Source organism: Streptomyces sp. TBY4, assembly GCF_024213195.1.
In the GTDB taxonomy this organism is placed as follows: domain Bacteria; phylum Actinomycetota; class Actinomycetes; order Streptomycetales; family Streptomycetaceae; genus Streptomyces.
The window spans coordinates 37217-54410 of sequence record NZ_JANAVF010000018.1 but is presented as its reverse complement, the minus strand read 5'-3'; the positions used below and the strand labels follow the sequence as shown (position 1 = coordinate 54410).

The 17194-nt window shown below is 72.2% G+C and carries 20 protein-coding genes; 4 read left to right on the top strand and 16 right to left on the bottom strand.

Annotation, left to right across the window (positions count from 1 at the left end; translation table 11 throughout):
- Positions 1 to 64 precede the first annotated feature (64 nt).
- The 3 genes from NLX94_RS31935 to NLX94_RS31925 all read right to left on the bottom strand — a co-directional run bounded on the left by NLX94_RS31935 (position 65) and on the right by NLX94_RS31925 (position 2822).
- Entirely contained in the window at positions 65 to 826 is a 762-nt protein-coding gene (locus NLX94_RS31935) for a putative protein N(5)-glutamine methyltransferase (RefSeq protein ID WP_254386611.1), read from the bottom strand.
- Between the two features lie 48 nt (positions 827 to 874).
- Entirely contained in the window at positions 875 to 2119 is a 1245-nt protein-coding gene (locus NLX94_RS31930) for a GNAT family N-acetyltransferase (RefSeq protein WP_254386610.1), read from the bottom strand.
- 103 nt (positions 2120 to 2222) lie between these two features.
- Positions 2223 to 2822 carry an AmfC protein gene (locus tag NLX94_RS31925; RefSeq protein ID WP_254386609.1) on the bottom strand — a complete coding sequence of 200 codons (600 nt, stop codon included), beginning with the start codon at positions 2820 to 2822 and terminating at the stop codon, positions 2223 to 2225.
- Positions 2823 to 2953: 131 nt separating this feature from the next.
- Between NLX94_RS31925 and dtd the strand changes: the two genes are divergently transcribed.
- Complete coding sequence (gene dtd / locus NLX94_RS31920) at positions 2954 to 3379, top strand: D-aminoacyl-tRNA deacylase (protein WP_250744592.1); 426 nt, start codon at positions 2954 to 2956, stop codon at positions 3377 to 3379.
- A 6-nt stretch (positions 3380 to 3385) separates the two neighbouring features.
- Here dtd and NLX94_RS31915 read toward each other — a convergent pair whose 3' ends face one another.
- From NLX94_RS31915 to NLX94_RS31860, 13 genes are all read right to left on the bottom strand, one after another.
- Positions 3386 to 4354 carry a folate-binding protein YgfZ gene (locus tag NLX94_RS31915; RefSeq protein WP_254386608.1) on the bottom strand — a complete coding sequence of 323 codons (969 nt, stop codon included), beginning with the start codon at positions 4352 to 4354 and terminating at the stop codon, positions 3386 to 3388.
- Positions 4355 to 4386: 32 nt separating this feature from the next.
- Entirely contained in the window at positions 4387 to 4848 is a 462-nt protein-coding gene (locus tag NLX94_RS31910) for a transcriptional repressor (RefSeq protein ID WP_254386607.1), read from the bottom strand.
- Positions 4849 to 4984: 136 nt separating this feature from the next.
- Positions 4985 to 5557 carry an FABP family protein gene (locus tag NLX94_RS31905; RefSeq protein ID WP_254386606.1) on the bottom strand — a complete coding sequence of 191 codons (573 nt, stop codon included), beginning with the start codon at positions 5555 to 5557 and terminating at the stop codon, positions 4985 to 4987.
- Positions 5558 to 5853: 296 nt separating this feature from the next.
- Positions 5854 to 6861, bottom strand: coding sequence for a hypothetical protein (locus NLX94_RS31900; RefSeq protein ID WP_254386605.1), 1008 nt, complete (start codon positions 6859 to 6861; stop codon positions 5854 to 5856).
- Positions 6858 to 7703, bottom strand: a complete 846-nt coding sequence (locus NLX94_RS31895) for a hypothetical protein (RefSeq protein ID WP_254386604.1) — start codon at positions 7701 to 7703, stop codon at positions 6858 to 6860. The genes NLX94_RS31900 and NLX94_RS31895 overlap by 4 nt, the downstream gene beginning before the upstream one ends.
- Positions 7700 to 8506: a hypothetical protein gene (locus NLX94_RS31890; RefSeq protein WP_254386603.1), complete on the bottom strand. Its 807-nt coding sequence runs from the start codon at positions 8504 to 8506 to the stop codon at positions 7700 to 7702. The genes NLX94_RS31895 and NLX94_RS31890 overlap by 4 nt, the downstream gene beginning before the upstream one ends.
- Before the next feature lie 114 nt (positions 8507 to 8620).
- Complete coding sequence (locus NLX94_RS31885) at positions 8621 to 8884, bottom strand: DUF3099 domain-containing protein (protein WP_254386602.1); 264 nt, start codon at positions 8882 to 8884, stop codon at positions 8621 to 8623.
- A gap of 155 nt (positions 8885 to 9039) precedes the next feature.
- A complete protein-coding gene (locus NLX94_RS31880; protein ID WP_243339454.1) occupies positions 9040 to 9330 on the bottom strand; it encodes a DUF1416 domain-containing protein in 291 nt (96 codons plus the stop codon).
- A gap of 68 nt (positions 9331 to 9398) precedes the next feature.
- Positions 9399 to 10244 carry a sulfurtransferase gene (locus NLX94_RS31875; RefSeq protein ID WP_254386601.1) on the bottom strand — a complete coding sequence of 282 codons (846 nt, stop codon included), beginning with the start codon at positions 10242 to 10244 and terminating at the stop codon, positions 9399 to 9401.
- Positions 10245 to 10446: 202 nt separating this feature from the next.
- Positions 10447 to 10530 (bottom strand): putative leader peptide, encoded by an 84-nt coding sequence (locus NLX94_RS39660; protein WP_350206375.1) that lies wholly within the window; start codon positions 10528 to 10530, stop codon positions 10447 to 10449.
- Positions 10531 to 10692: 162 nt separating this feature from the next.
- Positions 10693 to 11415: a DUF2993 domain-containing protein gene (locus NLX94_RS31870; protein WP_254386600.1), complete on the bottom strand. Its 723-nt coding sequence runs from the start codon at positions 11413 to 11415 to the stop codon at positions 10693 to 10695.
- A 106-nt stretch (positions 11416 to 11521) separates the two neighbouring features.
- A complete protein-coding gene (locus NLX94_RS31865) occupies positions 11522 to 12874 on the bottom strand; it encodes a hypothetical protein (protein WP_254386599.1) in 1353 nt (450 codons plus the stop codon).
- A gap of 10 nt (positions 12875 to 12884) precedes the next feature.
- Positions 12885 to 13139, bottom strand: coding sequence for a MoaD/ThiS family protein (locus NLX94_RS31860; RefSeq protein ID WP_112449116.1), 255 nt, complete (start codon positions 13137 to 13139; stop codon positions 12885 to 12887).
- Positions 13140 to 13667: 528 nt separating this feature from the next.
- On the opposite strand from NLX94_RS31860, the gene NLX94_RS31855 reads away from it, so the two are divergent.
- The 3 genes from NLX94_RS31855 to NLX94_RS31845 all read left to right on the top strand — a co-directional run bounded on the left by NLX94_RS31855 (position 13668) and on the right by NLX94_RS31845 (position 17179).
- Positions 13668 to 14438 (top strand): response regulator transcription factor, encoded by a 771-nt coding sequence (locus tag NLX94_RS31855; protein ID WP_243339450.1) that lies wholly within the window; start codon positions 13668 to 13670, stop codon positions 14436 to 14438.
- A gap of 70 nt (positions 14439 to 14508) precedes the next feature.
- On the top strand, positions 14509 to 15531 hold the full coding sequence (locus NLX94_RS31850; protein WP_254386598.1) for a LacI family DNA-binding transcriptional regulator: 1023 nt from the start codon (positions 14509 to 14511) through the stop codon (positions 15529 to 15531).
- 430 nt (positions 15532 to 15961) lie between these two features.
- The gene (locus tag NLX94_RS31845; RefSeq protein WP_254386597.1) at positions 15962 to 17179 is read left to right on the top strand and encodes a S1C family serine protease; all 1218 of its coding nucleotides are present in this window, start codon (positions 15962 to 15964) and stop codon (positions 17177 to 17179) included.
- Positions 17180 to 17194: the final 15 nt, after the last annotated feature.

The window sequence follows — 17194 nt, the reverse complement described above, 5'->3', positions numbered from 1 at the left end:
ACCTTGCTAACTATTGCAAGCAGCTGCTTGCAATAACTCCCACCCCTGTGGACCGGGACGCGGCCTACGGCGCCGTCGCGATGATCACCGTCGCGTAGTACTCCTCGGAGGTCACCGCGCGGACCGACAGGCCCGCCGAGGTCAGGGAGGAGGCCGTGAGCGGGGCCTGCCTGGCGCTCGTCTCGATCAGCAGGGTGCCGCCCGGGGCGAGCCAGGGCGGGGCGCCGGCGGCCACCCGGCGGTGGACGTTCAGGCCGTCCGCGCCGCCGTCCAGGGAGACGGGCGGTTCGTGGTCGCGGGCCTCCGGCGGGAGCAGGCCGATCTCCCCGGTGGGGACGTACGGGGCGTTGACCACCAGGACGTCCACCCGGCCCCGGAGCCCGGCGGGCAGGGCTGCGTAGAGGTCGCCCTCCCACACCCGGCCGCCGTACGGGGCCACGTTGCGCCGGGCGTAGGCGAGCGCGGCCGGGTCGATGTCCGCCGCGTGCAGTTCGGCTCCCGGCACCTGCGCGGCCACGGCGGCGCCCAGCGCGCCCACCCCGCAGCACAGGTCCACGACCACCGCGCCGGGCCGGGCCGCCGTCACCGCCTCCTGCGCGAGGAACTCGCTGCGTCGGCGCGGCACGAAGGCCCCCTCGCCGACGGCCATGCGCAGCCCGCAGAACTCCGCCCAGCCGACGACGTGTTCCAGCGGTTCGCCCGCGACCCGCCGGGCCAGCATCCCTTCCAGGTGCCCCGCGTCCTCGGCGGCGGCCGTCAGCAGCTCCGCCTCCTCCTCCGCGAAGACGCAGCCCGCCGCCCGCAGGGTCTCCACCAGTGTTGCCACGTACTGCCTCAGTCCTCGTGATGTCCGTCGGGCCCGCTCATCGTTCGCTCAGAAGATGTCCGGGCACCACGGCCTGCGCGCCGTGCGGAACACCGCGTCCGCGAGCGCGAGCGCCCCCGGGCGCTCCTCCGTGACCGCGCCGAGCGCCGCCAGCCGTACCGCCGACTCGTCGCCCAGGTACAGCGACCCCAGCGTGCCCACGTCCAGGCGCAGGTCGGCCGGCTCCTCCGTGCGTACGCAGTCCCCCGCGCCCGCGTCGAGCCGGTAGCGGCCGCCCGCCGGACCGGAGGGGTCGGTGACCTCCAGGACGAGCACCCCGGGTACGGCGTAGGTCCGCGCGCGCAGGGCCCGTACGACGTCCAGCACCCGCAGCCACAGCCAGTCCGCCGAGGTCACCAGCCGGGCGGCGCGCGGGTCGGGCAGCAGCCGGGGGACGAGGTCGTCGGGGGCGCGGTAGCCGGTGCGGACCTTCATCACCCAGTCGATGGAGCACAGGAATCCCCACAGCGCCCGCTCCACCTCCGGGGTGAGGGCGAGCAACTGCCGGACCTGCAGGGTGTTCTGCGGAATCTTCGCGTCCGTCCAGTGGTCGTCCGTGGTGTACCGGACCATGCCGGCCACCTCACCCTCCGCGGTGCGGTACACCGCGTGGAAGGACGGCGTGTAGGTGTTGTGGGACATGTGCTCCACGCCCGTGATCACCCGCCAATAGCGGGCGTCGCGGTTCACCGCGCCGGGCGTGGCCGCCCGCACCCGCTCGTGCAGGGCGGGGCCCAGCTCCCGGACCTCGGCCTCGTCGATCAGGTCGATCCGCCCCCCGTCCCCGGGGACGGGCCGGCGCGGGTCGAGTCCGGTGCGCGGTACGTCGATCTCCCACTCCGAGACGGAGGTGGCGGGCCCGTACCCGTAGCGTCCGTAGATCGGGTACTCGGCGGCGATCAGAATCGACACCACGTCACCGCGCGCGTGGGCGGCGGACAGCTCGGCGGCCATCATCCGGTTCAGCAGGCCCTGCCTGCGGTGCGTCGGCGTCACGGTCACGTTCGTGACAGCGCTCGACGGGACGAACCCGCCGCCGGGCACGGTCAGTTCCTGCGGGAAGGACCGGAAGCTCGCCACGCACCGGCCGGTGTCCGGGTCGAACCCGCCCTGGGTCCGGGCGAGGTCGACGAATCCGGCCAGCTGTTCGTGGTCCCCGGCCGTCGGATGCGCCGGGTTCAGGAAACCGGTCTGCTGGGCACGCAGCCACGCGGGAAGTTCGGATGCGGCGATCGGCCGGACGTCAGCGCTCATAGCGACCCACGCTAATCGGACCGGCCCAGCCCCGTCGCCCGGATTTCCCGCGCGCCGACGCGCGCCGATCCGCGCCGAACCGCGCCAACGCCCGCCGACCCGCTCAGGCCAGCAGGTCGTCCACCTGGGCCTCGCCCTCCCGGTACCGCCGGGTGATCTCCGCGCTGCAGTCGTCGGCCGTGCGCTGGAGCTGCTGGCGGCGCCGCGAGACCTGCTGCTCGTAGCGCACCAACCGGCCCATGCCCTCGTGGAGTTCCTCGTCCGTACGCGCTCCCAGGTCCGACAGCTCCACGTCGGAGAGCATCTCGGCGGCCAGCAGCCGGTACTCCTCCCCGTGCGGGGTGCCGAGCGTGACGTGCCGGGCGGAGGCGCTGCGGCTGGAGGGGGCATCCGCGAGGATCTCCGAGAGCCGGTCCACCACCGGCGCCTCGGGGTCGGTGCGCCGGGCGAGTTCGGCGCGCAGGATGTCGATGCGGCCCTGGAGCAGCCGGCGTACGTAGCTCAGGTCGGCCTCGTCGCGCTGCGCGTCGCGGCGCAGCCCGCGCAGCTCCGGCAGCCCGAGCGCGGTGGTCGCCGTCGGCGGAGCGTCCCCGGCCCCGGTCCGCTGCGCGGGCGGACGCGGCGCCGTGGCCTCGGCGGCCGGCGCGACGGCCGCAGAAGCGGGTGAAGCAGGTGCAGGTGCGGAGGTACCAGAAGTGTTCATGCGTTCGTGTCCGTCCCCTCGACCGGTGCTGGGGGCACCGCCTGCGTGCATGGTGCCACTCCCCGCGGCACCGACGCAGTCCCACTCCACCCGATCGGCCCCGGACGGGTGCAAGCTGGTACACAGGTGATATGCGAGCAGTGGTGCAGAGGGTGGACGGCGCGAGCGTCGTGGTGGCCGGCGAGACCGTCGGGGAGATCGTCGGAGAGGGGCTGTGCGTGCTCGTGGGGGTGACCCACGACGACACCCCGGAGAAGGCGGAGCTGCTGGCGCGCAAGCTCTGGTCGGTGCGGATCCTGGAGGCCGAGAAGTCCTGCAGCGACGTGAACGCGCCGCTGCTGGTGATCTCGCAGTTCACCCTCTACGGAGACGCCCGCAAGGGCCGCCGCCCCACGTGGAACGCGGCGGCGGGCGGCGCCTTCGCCGAGCCGCTCGTGGACGAGGTCGTGGCGCAGCTGCGGGCGCTGGGCGCGACGGTGGAGACGGGCCGGTTCGGCGCGGACATGCGGGTCTCGCTGACCAACCACGGCCCGTTCACCATCGTCATCGACATCTAGAAGGCCTTACGGGGCTACGACGACCTCCTGTGCGGCGGCCGTCTTGCCCACCAGCAGCGGGGCGTCCACCGGAACGTTCCGCTTGACCAGGGCGAGCGCGATGGGCCCCAGCTCGTGGTGGCGGACCGAGGTGGTCACGAAGCCCAGCTGGCGGCCCTCCTCCCCGTCCGCGGCCAGCCGTACGGGCGCGCCGTGCGCGGGGAGCAGCACCTCGGAGCCGTCCAGGTGCAGGAAGACCAGCCGGCGCGGGGGCTTCCCCAGGTTGTGGACGCGGGCGACCGTCTCCTGGCCGCGGTAGCAGCCCTTCTGCAGGTGCACGGCGGTGCCGATCCAGCCGAGCTCGTGCGGGATGGTGCGGTGGTCGGTCTCCAGGCCGAGCCGCGGCCGGTGCGCCTCGACGCGCAGGGCCTCGTACGCGAGCAGTCCGGCGGCCGGACCGTGGGAGCCGGCGAAGGCCTCCAGCTCCTCGCTCGGCAGGAACACGTCACGGCCGTACGGGGTCTCCCGTACGGCGAGTTCCTTGTCGACCTCGGCGATGGAGCCGGCCGGCAGGTGCACGACGGCGAACTCGGCGGTCCGGTCGGCGACTTCCACCTGGTAGAAGAACTTCATCGACTCCAGGTAGGCGATCAGCTCCTCCTGGGTGCCGGGCTCGACGTGCATCCACGTCGTCGCGCCGTCGTCCACGAGGTAGAGCGCGTGCTCGATGTGGCCGTTCGCGGAGAGGATCAGTGCCTCGGTGGCCTGGCCGGCCGGGAGCGCGGTGACGTGCTGAGTGATCAGCAGGTGCAGCCAGCTCAGCCGGTCCGGGCCGGTGACGGTGACGACCCCGCGGTGGGAGAGGTCGACGAAGCCTCGGCCGTCGGCGAGTGCGCGCTGTTCTCCGTACAGCTCTCCGTAGTGGGCGGCGACGCCCTCGTCGCGGCCTTCGGCCTGCACGGCGCCGGGGAGATGGAGCAAGGGGCTGCTGGTCATGCCACCAGCCTACGACCCTGCCCGGAGGTGTCCTAGCGCTGCTCGGCGGCGCAGGTCCGGCAGCGGCCGAAGATCGCGAAGTGCTTCATGTCGGTCTCGAAGCCGAAGGTGTCGCGGAGCTTGGAGGTGAACTCGGCGGCGATGTCCACGTCGGCCTCGATGACCTCGGTGCAGTCGCGGCAGACCAGGTGGATGTGGTGGTGCCGGTCGGCCAGGTGGTACGTGGGGGCCCCGTGCCCGAGGTGGGCGTGCGAGACCAGCTTCAGCTCCTCCAGGAGCTCCAGCGTGCGGTAGACCGTGGAGATGTTGACCCCGGAGGCGGTCTTGCGCACCTCGGCGAGGATCTCGTCCGGGGTGGCGTGCTCCAGGGAGTCCACGGCCTCCAGCACGAGCTGCCGCTGCGGGGTCAGGCGGTACCCGCGCTGGCGCAGGTCGCTCTTCCAGTCGCCGCTCTCGGCGGCGGCGGGGCTCTCGGTGCTGTCGGTGGTCACCACCCGGCCAGTGTAGGCCTCGGGTCCGCGCGGGGGGAGCGGGGAGGCGCCCCGGGAGGCGCCCCGCACGCGGGAGCCCCCGGCGGCCGGAGCCGCCGGGGGCTCCCGGGCGTAGGTGGTGCCTCACGTGCCTTACGGCCTAGCGGAAGAAGGCGATGCCGTCGTCCGGCATGTCCGGGAGGTTGCGCGCCATCTCCGCGACCTCCTCCGGGGTGACGACCTTCTTCAGCTGCGCCGACATGTACGGGCGGAGCTCCACCTCGGGGGTGGCCTTCTCGCCGACCCACATCAGGTCGCTCTTCACGTAGCCGTAGAGCCGCTTGCCACCGCTGTACGGGCCGGAGGCCGCGGTGCGGGCGACCGCGTCGGTGACCACGTCGATCTGCGGCTTCTTGTCGGCGAGCTGGCCGTACCAGACCTCGACGACGCCCTGGTCGCGGACCATGACGATCTCGACGTTGCGGTCCTTGTCGATGCGCCAGTAGCCCGACTCGGACTCCAGCGGCCGCACCTTGTTGCCCTCGGCGTCGAGCACCCAGGAGCGGGAGGTGTACTCCAGGAAGTCCCGGCCGTCGTGGCTGAAGACCACTTCCTGGCCGAAGTTGCACTTCTCCTCACCGGGGAAGTCGAAGACGCCCGCTCCCTCCCAGTTGCCGAGGAGGAAGGCGAGGGGGACGAGCCCCGGGTTCAGGTCGGACGGGATCTGGATCATGAATGGCTGCTCAGCTCAGGCGATCTGTGGGAGGGGTTCCGGTATCCGGGGCGGTCGGCGGCAGATCCGAGGGGATCAGCGCTGGCCCTGGTACAGCTTCTTCACGGCCAGGACGGAGAAGGCGAGGACGCCGACGCAGACCAGGACCAGCAGGGAGGTGAAGACTGCCTCAAGCACGGGGTGCTCCTCGGAGTGTTAAGGGTGGCGTTACGGGGCCGGTCCCCAAGCCTACTGGCCTGGGGACCGGGGCACCGTGTGAGGTAGGCCGTACGAACCCTGCGGGGGTCCGCCCCGGCTCAGCGCAGCAGCTGGTGCTGCAGGAGGGCCGTCTGGTGGAAGGGAACGACCGCCACCTCGCCCTTGCCGCTCTGCAGGACGACGGCCTGGACGTCACCGGACTGGATGCACCCGACCCGGAACCGCTCGTCGCCCGCGGGCTCGGCCTCCTGGTACAGGGACAGGTCGCTGGTGTTGCCCTGCGTGGCGTAGCCGGAGGTCCGGTTGCCCAGGTCGCTGCGCTGCGAGGCCTTGACCTTGGCCCACACCGAGTCGGCCTGCAGCACGAGGGCGTCGCGCAGGCCCATGGAGATCTTGCAGCCGCCGAAGGCGTCGGCGAAGCCGGACGAGTGGAAGCGCAGCAGGTAGATACGGGTGCGCGTGCCGTCCGGGGTGGTCCAGCCGCGGGCGACGATCTGGCGGAGCCCCTCGTCGGCCAGGTCCGTCTTCATCTTCTCGCGGAGGCTTTCCTGGTACTCCGACAGGAACGTGTCCACGGTGACCACCTCGTCCTTCTCCAGCTTCAGCGTGGAGTCGGGGGTGGATCCGGCGGGCGGCGGCAGCAGCAGCTGGGTCAGGCCGGCGTAGTGGATGCCGTCCGGGTTGTCCTTGGCGAAGGGCAGGGCGGCGCCCGCCGGCAGCTGCGGCTTGGAGAGCTCCGGGTAGACCCAGCGGCCGTCGGACTTGGTGGACAGCCCCGGGATGTCGGTGCGTTCGGGCTGGGTGATCCCGTACGCGACTCCGGAGCCGACGGCGGCGAAGACGAGCACGGCGGCGGTCCAGCGGAGCGCGGCGAACAGCTTCCGGCGGTCCTTGGGCGCGACGGGGACCTCGACGGGGACCTCGACGGGAACCTCCGGGGCCGCGAGGGGGTCGGCCACGAAGGGATCGGCGGCGGGGTGGCCTGCCACGACGGTGTCGACAGCGGGCTGCTCCGCTACGGGCGCCCCGGCCTGCGCCGGGACCGCGGCGGGGACGGAGTCCTCGGGGGTCGCCGGCGGCGCCTCGGTGGTGTTCTGCTCGGTCACGCGGACTCCCCGGGGGACTTCAGGTGGCTCATCTGGTTCTTGAAGAACCCGACGGCGTCGTTGGTGGAGAAGGGCTTGGGACCGTAGGCGCGGAAGGTGACGGCGATGTCGCCCTCGACGGCCGTGCAGTCGATCGAGTCGATCTTCTCCTTGCCCTCCTCCGTACCGATCGCCAGCAGCGCGCACTTGGCGTCGGGGAACCCGTCCACCTTGGGCGCTTCGCGCTTGTCGCCCGCGAGCTCGATGAGCTTCTTGGTGACCTCGGAGAAGCTGCCGACGGCCTTGGGGTCGGCCCGCATGATGCGGACTTCGGCGATCCAGCCGCCCATCTCCTTGGCGTACGTACGGCCCGCCAGGCCCTGCAGCTTCAGCTGGGCCAGCATCTCGTCGCGCTTCTTGCGCTCCGTGCTCGACAGGCCGCTGCGGGACTCCTTGAAGCCCTCGATCGCCTGCTCGCCGGACAGGACGAAGTCGTTGCCGTCCGACCCCATGTCCGGGCCGGGCCGGAAACCGTCCGGGATCGGCAGCAGCTTGCCCGACAGGGCGTTCGCCGGCACCGCACCCGGCTCCACGGCCTTCGGTGCGGGCTCGCCGATCGGCACCCAGTAGGCGGTGGGCGCGTCCCGGTCGGCGTCCGCGATCGCCGTGGACGCCCAGACGCCGCCGCCCACGAGGACCGCGGCGGCGACGCCGGCGGCGATCAGGGCGACCGGCCTGCGGCGGGCCGTGCGGCCGGCGTCGCCGGCGGGCTCCACGGGCGGAGCCGGGACCTCGGCCACGGTCTCGGCCAGAGCCACGGCCGGGACCTCGGCCGGAGTCACTTCGTTCTGGGGCTCGGTCACAGTCGCTCCAGCTGTCGCTTGGCCAGGTCCACGACATCGCCTTCGGCGATCTTGCCCCGGTTGTTCACAAAGTGGATGTCCAGCACGAGGTCACCACGGCGGGCCACGGCCCGGGCGCCTCGCATCGGGAGGTAGCCGGCCTTCTCCTCGGCCTTCGAGTCCACCCAGACGCGTCCGAGATCGGAGCTGATGCCGGGGATGGGCACGCCGTCGTTGGCGGCATGGTCCTTGTCGGACATGTAGCCCGACTGCTCCTGCTGGTAGTCGTCGGCCCCACCGCGGTCGGCGAACTGCAGCAGGGTGACCGTGACGAAGGTCGAGTCGCCCACGGTCCAGCTCACCGAGGCGATCCGGCGGGTCCGGGCGGAGGTGAACTCGCGCAGCGCGTTGTCCGGTTCCTTGAAGTCCAGCGCGAGGAAGTCGAGGCTGCCGTAGCCGGACTCCTGCTTCTTCGCCCCGCTCGGCGCCTCGACCAGCAGCTTCGTGAGGTCGTCGTCGGACGCGTGCCAGCGGTTGGCGTTGATCGTCCGGTGCGTGGTGGCGTCGTCGGGCGCCAGCGCCTTCGGGTACGCCAGGTCCGCCTGCGCGAGGGGCGCCAGCGGGGTCGGTTCGCGGTCGTACTGGACCGCGTAGCCGGTGACGGTGCCCGCCAGGACGCCGAGGACGGCGGCGCCCGCGATCAGGAGGACCGCACGGCCGCGGCGACGGCGCCGGGGACCGGTCTGAGCGGCGTCCGGAGTGCCCGGTTCCGGGCTGCTCTCCGCCTCTTTCCGCTGCTCAGGGATGGTCTGTTCGTGTTCCAAAGGGAGTCCCCCCACAGGACTGGAGTCGCGGAGCGATCGTCCGCGTACACACAAGACACCCTGCCGTCGGGAGATGTTGTAGTCACCCTTATTACATTTTTATCTCGGCCGGTTTCAGTCCTCGCGACGCCGCTTTCCATCCAGTTCGTCCCACCACTCGTCGGACTTCGCGTCACCCGAGGGGTCGTCCCACCAGCGGTCGTCCGGACCGCGCCGGTTCGCGACGATCGAGGCGACCGGCGGGATCACCATGGCGACGACGCACAGCGCCACGGCGGCCTCGACCGACCACAGGCGCACGAAGGACCAGGCGGAGACGAAGAGGAACAGGCATCCGCCCATGAGGAGGAAGTACAGGCGCCGGCGCCGGGCGTACATGCCTCAAGGGTAGGGCGGCCCCGCCCTCCCGGGGAGGCCCGGAAACGGCACGAAGGGCCGCACCCCGATCCGATGGCGTCCAACCCCCGGGGGTGCGGCCCTTCGGCCGGTCTTTCATGCGGTCATGCGGTCATACGGTCACACAGGTGCGGTGCTCAGACCGCGATCGCCACGTCCGTGACGCCGCCGGACTCGACGACGACCACGGCGCGGTCCGCCTGGGCGCCGGGCACGAGCGCGCGCAGCGTCCAGGAGCCCTCGGCCGCGTAGAAGCGGAACTGGCCGGTGGCCGAGGTCGGGACCTCGGCGGTGAACTCGCCGGTCGAGTCCAGCAGACGGACGTAGCCGCTGATGGGCTCGCCGTCCTTGGTGACCTGGCCCTGGATGGCCGTCTCACCGGGCTTCAGCGTCGAGAGGTCGGGCCCGCCGATCTTTGCTCCACACATGTTCTCTGTCCTGTCCTAGAGAGGTATGACTACGGGCGTCGCATGCCCGGAATGCTGGGTGCCCGGAACTACTTGTTCGGGCCGAGCTCGATCGGCACGCCGACCAGCGAGCCGTACTCGGTCCACGAGCCGTCGTAGTTCTTGACGTTCTCCTGGCCCAGGAGCTCGTGCAGCACGAACCAGGTGAGCGCGGAGCGCTCACCGATGCGGCAGTAGGCGATGGTGTCCTTCGCCAGGTCGACCTGCTCGGCCTGGTAGAGGGCGGTGAGCTCCTCGTCGGACTTGAAGGTGCCGTCGTCGTTGGCGTTCTTCGACCACGGGATGTTGCGGGCGCTCGGGATGTGACCCGGACGCTGCGACTGCTCCTGCGGGAGGTGTGCGGGGGCGAGCAGCTTGCCCGAGAACTCGTCGGGCGAGCGGACGTCGACCAGGTTCTTGGTGCCGATCGCGGCGACCGCGTCGTCACGGAAGGCGCGGATCGAGGTGTCCTGGGCCTTGGCCTTGTACTCGGTGGCCGGGCGGTTCGGGACCTCGGTGCCGTCGACCAGGTCGCGGGAGTCGAGCTCCCACTTCTTGCGGCCGCCGTCGAGCAGGCGGACGTCCTGGTGGCCGTAGAGCTTGAAGTACCAGTAGGCGTAGGACGCGAACCAGTTGTTGTTGCCGCCGTAGAGGACGACGGTGTCGTCGTTGGAGATGCCCTTGGCGGAGAGGAGCTTCTCGAAGCCCTCCTGGTCCACGAAGTCGCGGCGGACCGGGTCCTGGAGGTCGCTCTTCCAGTCGATCCGGACGGCGTTGGTGATGTGGTTCTTGTCGTACGCGGACGTGTCCTCGTCCACCTCGACGATGACGACGTTCGCGTCGTTCAGGTGGGCCTCGACCCAGTCGGCGTCTACGAGGACGTCGCTGCGGCTCATGGTGTTCTCCTCCGGGGCAGTGTGCGGCGGGGCTGTGCTGGTGGTGCGGGGTGCGTGCGTCCGGGTGCTCCCCCAGCTACCGCTGGGAGGTACCCCCGGGCGATCCTGTTGCGGGGAGGCTTCAGGAGGGCGGGGGCAGAAGTGGTCGCACGGGAAAAGCGGAAGGCCGTCGTCCGGCTATGGAGCGGGATGCGCTCACACGTCACATGGATCGACAGAGCATGGCGGCGACGCGACACAGGTCTACTGCCCGTCGCTTCGTGAGGTCCGCCTGCTGATGCTTCATAGCCATGGATCGTAGGGACGAATCGGCTGCCCTGTCACCGTCGTGTCATATTTCGAGACAGGATCGTCCGGATGGTGGGATGGGAGCGCCCCTGGCGGCTGCCGCACCGCTTCCGGGGACCCTCGTACAGCCCATCCCATCTGCGGGTCGGACCACCGCGTCTCACGATCCGGCCAGCACCACGTTCGTTCCGCCCAGAACCAGCTTCAGGCCGTCCTCCTGCGCGGTGAGCGCGGTCAGCCGGAGTCCGGACGGCAGACCGCCGCCGAGGTCACGGTCGAAGTCGGTCCGCTTGCGCACCGCCGCCTCGATCCCGGGCAGGCCCTCGCCCGGCACCTCGTCCGCATGCACCCGGACGACCTTGCCGCCGTCCTTCCCGTCCACCAGGGAGACGGTCGAGATCACGCTGCGGCTCAGCGTCCGGCCCATGAACTCCACCGCCGCGGTGACCTTCACCTTGCCCGGCGCGCCCCCGTAGGAGATGGTCACGCCGCGCTGCGCGGCCGAGGTCAGGTCGGGGTAGGAGAGCGATGCCGATCCTTCGGCGCGCTTGGCCGTACCGCCGCTGTAGTCGCCGTTCAGGCCGACCTCGTGGAAAGTGGCGCGCAGCTGCGACAGCGCCGCCTCCCGGCCCTCGGGAGTCTTCACGGTCAGGTGGTCCGCCCTGAGGTCGACCCGGTCCAGGTCGTGGCTCAGGGCCTGGGTCAGGAAGGGGAACCCGGCGATGTCCACCCGTACGCCGCCCACCCCGCCCGTCCGGGCCTCGAACCGCTCGGCCATCCGGTTCTCGGCGTAGCCGACCGCCCAGCGGTCCAAGCCGACGAACAGGCCGCCGAGCAGCACTCCGACGACCACCACCGCACGCAGGACACGCGGAACACGCACCTGTGGACACCCCCCGTCGATCGGCCGGACCCGACAAGGGTCCCGGACAGGCCCCAGTTGACCACGAACACCTGTCAAGGGGCCGTCAGCCCGGCGTCGGCCCGGGTCAGCCGACCACCCGGCCGATCAGGTAGACCGCCGGGGCCGCCGCGGCCAGCGGCAGCGCGACACCGGCCGTCATGTGGACGAACTTCGACGGGTAGTCGTACGCCGCCACGCGCAGCCCGATCAGCGCGCACACCCCGGCCGCCAGGCCGATCAGCGCACCGCCCGCGCCCACGGACGTCAGCCCGCCCACGGCGATGCCCGCACCGGCCGCGGCGGCCAGCGAGACGCCGACCGAGGGCGCGGTGGGCAGCGGGAGCGCCCGGGCGAAGACGGCCACCGCCACGGCCGCGGCGCCCACGCTCGCGGCCGCGGAGTCGGCGGCGAGGTAGCCGGCGCAGACGATGGCCAGCGCGGCCGAGGCCACCGAGGCCATCAGCCCGTACATCCGCTCGTCCGGCTCCGCGTGGCTGCGCAGCTGGAGCACCAGCGTCAGCAGCACCCAGGCCCCGAGGGTGCCGATGATCGCGCCGGGCCCGTACGGCTCGTCCACCGCGAGCACGGCCGCATCGGCGACGACCGCACCGGCGAAGGCCAGGGCGATGCCCTGACGGGCCGGCCACATCCCGTTGAGCCGGAACCAGCCCGCCGCGGTGAGCCCCTGCAGGGCGATGAGCGGCGCGAGCAGCGCGAGCTCGCCCACAGCGGCGGCGGCCGCCATGACCAGCCCGAGGGCGGCCGTCAGTATGGCCGCCTGCGGACCGGGATCGATGATCGGCGAGCGGCCTTCGGCGCGGGCCTGGGCCGGGTCCACGGCGCGCAGCGTGTTGCCGCCGAGCGTGGGCGGAGACCAGGCGGGCTCCTCCTCGGCCACCCCGTCACCGGCCACCGCGGCGGCCGCGGCACCGGCCGCCGCCTGCTGCGGGAGGTACGGGGCCTGCTCCGCGGCCCACTCCTGGCCGGGGGCCGGGGTGTAGGCCGGAGCCTCGACCTGGGCAGCCTGGGCGTCCGCCTGGAAGGGGTCGGACGGGCCGGGGTAGGGCGTCGGGTACGCGGCCTGCGGTGCCTGCTGCGCCTGTGCCTCGTCGCGGTACCAGTGGTCCGGGGCCGAGGTCTGCGGGTGCTGCGGGGCCGGCGCCGCGTAGGGATCCGCGTACGGATCGGCGTAGGAATCCGCGTACGGCTGCTGCTGACCCCACTCCTGGCCGGGGACGGGCGCCTGTGCCTGCGGCTCCTCGCGGTACCAGCCCTCGGGGGCGACCGGGTACTGCGCCGGTACGCCGTCCAGCGGGGCCTGGACCGGCTGGTACGAGGTGTCCCACGTCGGGGCCTGCCAGGTCTGGGTCCCGTACGGATCGGGCTCCTGCTGCTGGTGCTGCTGCTGCTGGTGCTGCTGTTCCTCGGGCGTGCTCATGAGGCTCCGCTCACCCGCCCGCGAACGGTGGGAGCACCTCGACGGTGCCCCCCTCGGTCAGCTCGACGGAATCGTGCGGGCGCTTGCCCACGGGCTCTTCGTTCACGAGGAAGGAGCAGCGCAGCAGGACCCGGGTCAGCTCCCCGGGGTGGCGTTCCCGCACGGCGTCGAGCGCCTCGGCCAGTGTCCGCGCCGAGTACGGCTCCTCCGCCGTCTTGGCCGCGGCCTTCGCCGCCGCCCAGTAGCGGATGGTTCCGGTTGCCACTGCACGCTCCTCTCGTCGGCGCTCTGCCGTCGGCCTCCATCATGACCCCTCGCGCCCGCGATCCCGGCGTGCCCCAGCGCGCCCCGCGTGCGCCCGGGCGGCCCGCAGCAGGTCCACCGATCCGGTGAAAACGGCTCATACGCAGGTCCCGGGGGTGGTGGGAACCACAGAAGTGGAACCCTTCGAAGCCTCGGCCCCGCCGGGGCGGGTGGGCTATTCTGCTGCCGAGAGGATCCGGGCAACGTAGCCCCCGGGTCCTTTTGTGCTTTCAGCACGTTGAACGGACCGAGAACAGTGGTGACCGTCCGGGCCTCAGGGCGCGGGGACGGACGGACGCCGGGCAAGTCGTACGAAGCAGTGCCGCGAACGTCCTCGACGGGACCGAGGAGGAACCGACGTGATGGACCAGCGAACCGTCGTGCACGTACGGGTGCGCGCAGAGGCAGCCGAGGTAGCAGGGCTGCAGGCGCACGCACCCGTGCACGCACACCACCAGGACCACCGCCCGACCCGGGCGGGTGGTCGGGCATGAGCTCACTCCTGCTCCTGACCAATGCCCTGCAGCCCTCGACCGAGGTCCTGCCGGCCCTCGGCCTGCTGCTCCACAGCGTCCGGGTGGCCCCCGCCGAGGGCCCCGCCCTCGTGGACACCCCGGGCGCCGACGTGATCCTCGTCGACGGCCGCCGCGACCTGCCGCAGGTGCGGTCGCTGTGCCAGCTGCTCCGCTCCACGGGGCCCGGCTGCCCGCTGATCCTCGTCGTCACCGAGGGCGGCCTCGCGGCCGTCACCGCCGACTGGGGCATCGACGACGTCCTCCTCGACACCGCCGGACCGGCCGAGGTGGAGGCGCGGCTGCGCCTCGCCACCGGCCGTCAGCAGCTCGGCTCGGACGACTCCCCGATGGAGATCCGCAACGGCGACCTGTCGGTCGACGAGGCCACGTACTCGGCGAAGCTGAAGGGCCGGGTCCTCGACCTCACCTTCAAGGAGTTCGAGCTCCTCAAGTACCTCGCCCAGCACCCGGGCCGGGTCTTCACCCGTGCGCAGCTCCTCCAGGAGGTGTGGGGCTACGACTACTTCGGCGGCACCCGCACCGTCGACGTGCACGTACGGCGGCTGCGCGCGAAACTCGGGCCCGAGCACGAGTCGCTGATCGGTACCGTCCGCAACGTCGGGTACCGCTTCGTCACTCCGGAGAAGGTGGAACGGGCGGCGGCGGAAGCGGCCGCGCAGGCGGCCACGAAGGCGGCGGCCGAAGCCTCCGCCCGGGCGGCCGCGGCACTCACCCGGATGGACTAGGGAGCCCGTGGGAACGACCTCCTCCGGACGCCCTGCCCAGAGGTAGGTCACCCCGCGTAGACTTCCGCGCGTGGCCAAGGTGACGCGGGATGACGTGGCACGACTTGCGGGTACTTCTACCGCCGTCGTGAGCTACGTCATCAACAACGGACCCAGGCCGGTTGCCCCGGCCACGCGCGAGCGTGTCCTCGCCGCGATCAAGGAACTGGGCTACCGCCCGGACCGGGTCGCCCAGGCGATGGCCTCACGCCGCACCGATCTCATAGGCATGATCGTCCCCGACGCCCGCCAGCCGTTCTTCGCGGAGATGGCGCACGCGGTCGAGCAGGCCGCCGCCGAGCGCGGAAAGATGGTCCTGGTCGGCAACTCCGACTACCGCACCGAGCGCGAGGTCCACTACCTGCGGGCCTTCCTCGGAATGCGGGTCTCCGGCCTGATCCTGGTCAGCCAGGGCATGAGCGAGCAGGCCGCCTCCGAGATCGAGGCCTGGGACGCCCGCGTGGTCCTCCTCCACGAACGCCCCGAGGCCATCGACGACGTCGCCGTCGTCACCGACGACATCGGGGGCGCACAGCTCGCCACCCGGCACCTGCTGGAACACGGGCACGCGTACGTCGCCTGCATCGGCGGCGTCGAGAACACCCCCTCGGTGGGCGACCCGGTGGCCGACCACGTCGAGGGCTGGCGCCGGGCCATGCAGGAGGCCGGCCGCTCGACCGAGGGCCGGATCATCGAGGCCCCGTACAACCGCTACGACGCGTACAAGGTCGCCCTGGAGCTCCTCGCCGGACCGGACCGCCCGCCGGCGATCTTCTGCGCTACGGACGACCAGGCCATCGGCGTCCTGCGCGCCGCGCGGGAGCTGCGCATCGACGTGCCCGGGGAGCTGGCCGTGGCCGGCTTCGACGACGTCAAGGAGGCGGCCCTGACGGACCCGCCCCTCACCACGGTCGCCTCCGACCGCCCCGCGATGGCCCGCGCGGCGGTGGACCTCGTCCTCGACGACGCCCTCCGGGTGGCGGGCTCCCGCCGCGAACGCCTGAAGCAGTTCCCCTCGGCCCTGGTCATCCGCCGCTCCTGCGGCTGCCGCTGACTCCTTCTCGACGCAGAGCTCGCACCGCTCAGCGCTGGCGCGCTTCCCGGGCTTCGCCCCGCTGCGCCGGACTCCGTCCGGCGGTGGCCGGTCGGCGCTGCCGCCCCTGTCGCCTGGCGCGGGTGCCGGTGGGCGGGTGCGGCTGGTTGGGCCCTGCGGGGCGAGGTCCCCTACCCGCCCTTCGCCCGTTCCCCGGGCTCCGCCCGGACCCGTACGTGCGCTGCGCGCCCGTGCCCTCAAACGCCGGGCGGGCTGGAGTTTGAGGCGCGGGGTCCGGGGCGGAGCCCCGGGGAACGGGCGAAGGGCGGGTAGGGGACCTCGCCCCGCAGGGCCCAGCCCCTCCCGGGCTTATATCGGGCATACACGGTTCTGTCGGGCTTCTCAGACGGGACTCAGGAAGCTCTCATGATCCGCGGACAGAGTCATATGCATGACCGAGAACCTCCGCCGCGAAGGCGAGTACCCCCAGGAAAACCGCCCCCAGCAGCCCGCCCCCTGGGGCGAGGACTGGCAGCGCGGTCGTGATCGGCTCGCCCAGGACGCCGCCGCCGCGTACCCGCCGCCGCCCTCCTACCCCCCGGCCACCCCCGCCGCCGCCCCCGGCTGGCACGAGGCGCACCAGCCCCCCGTCATCCTGGGCGAGACCGTCCCCCAGAGCGGCGGCGGGAACGGCGGCGGCTGGGCCGCCTGGGGCGAGGCCGCCCCGGCATCGCCGGCCCCGCAGGGGCACGCCCGGGCCAAGCGCCCGGTCGCCCTCCTCGCCGCCGTGGCCCTCGCGGCCGCCGTCGTCGGCGGCGGTACGGCCGCCGCCGTGCAGCAGATGCTGAACAAGACCAGCGGCACCGGCACCGGCGTCAACGGCAGCACCATCTCCCAGTCGAGCAACGGCACCGTCTCCGGCGTCGCCGAGAACGTCAGCCCCTCCGTCGTCCGCATCGACACCCGCACCACCTCCGGCCAGGGCACCGGCTCCGGCATCGTGATCACCGCCGACGGCGAGATCGTCACCAACAACCACGTGATCGACGGCGCGAGCCAGATCCAGGTGACGATGAGCGACGGCAAGAAGTACAACGCCAAGATCGTCGGCACCGACCCGGACAAGGACCTCGCCCTCATCAAGCTCGAAGGCGCGAGCGGCCTCAAGCCCGCCAGCCTCGGCAACTCCGACAACGTGAAGGTCGGCGACGAGGTCGTCGCCATCGGCTCCCCCGACCGCCTCACCGGCACCGTCACGAGCGGCATCGTCTCCGCCCTCAACCGCGAGGTGAACGTCCCGAAGTCCGAGAAGCGGCAGTCCCCGCAGGACGGCTTCCCGTTCTCCTACGGCGGCCAGCAGTTCAACGGCGACACCGGCTCGGACACGACCTCGTACAAGGCCATCCAGACGGACGCCTCCCTCAACCCCGGCAACTCCGGCGGCGCCCTCGTCAACCTGAACGGCGAGATCGTGGGCATGCCCTCCGCGATCTACTCCCCCTCCAGCGGCAGCGGCACCGCGGGCAGCGTCGGCCTCGGCTTCGCCATCCCGGTCAACACCATCAAGGCCGACCTTCCCTCCCTGCGCAAGGGCGGCCCCGGCGGCGCGGGCAACGGCTCCGGCAGCGGCACCGGCAGCGCCGCGAACGGTTTCGGAACCTCCTTCTAGCCCGGCTTCCGGCCC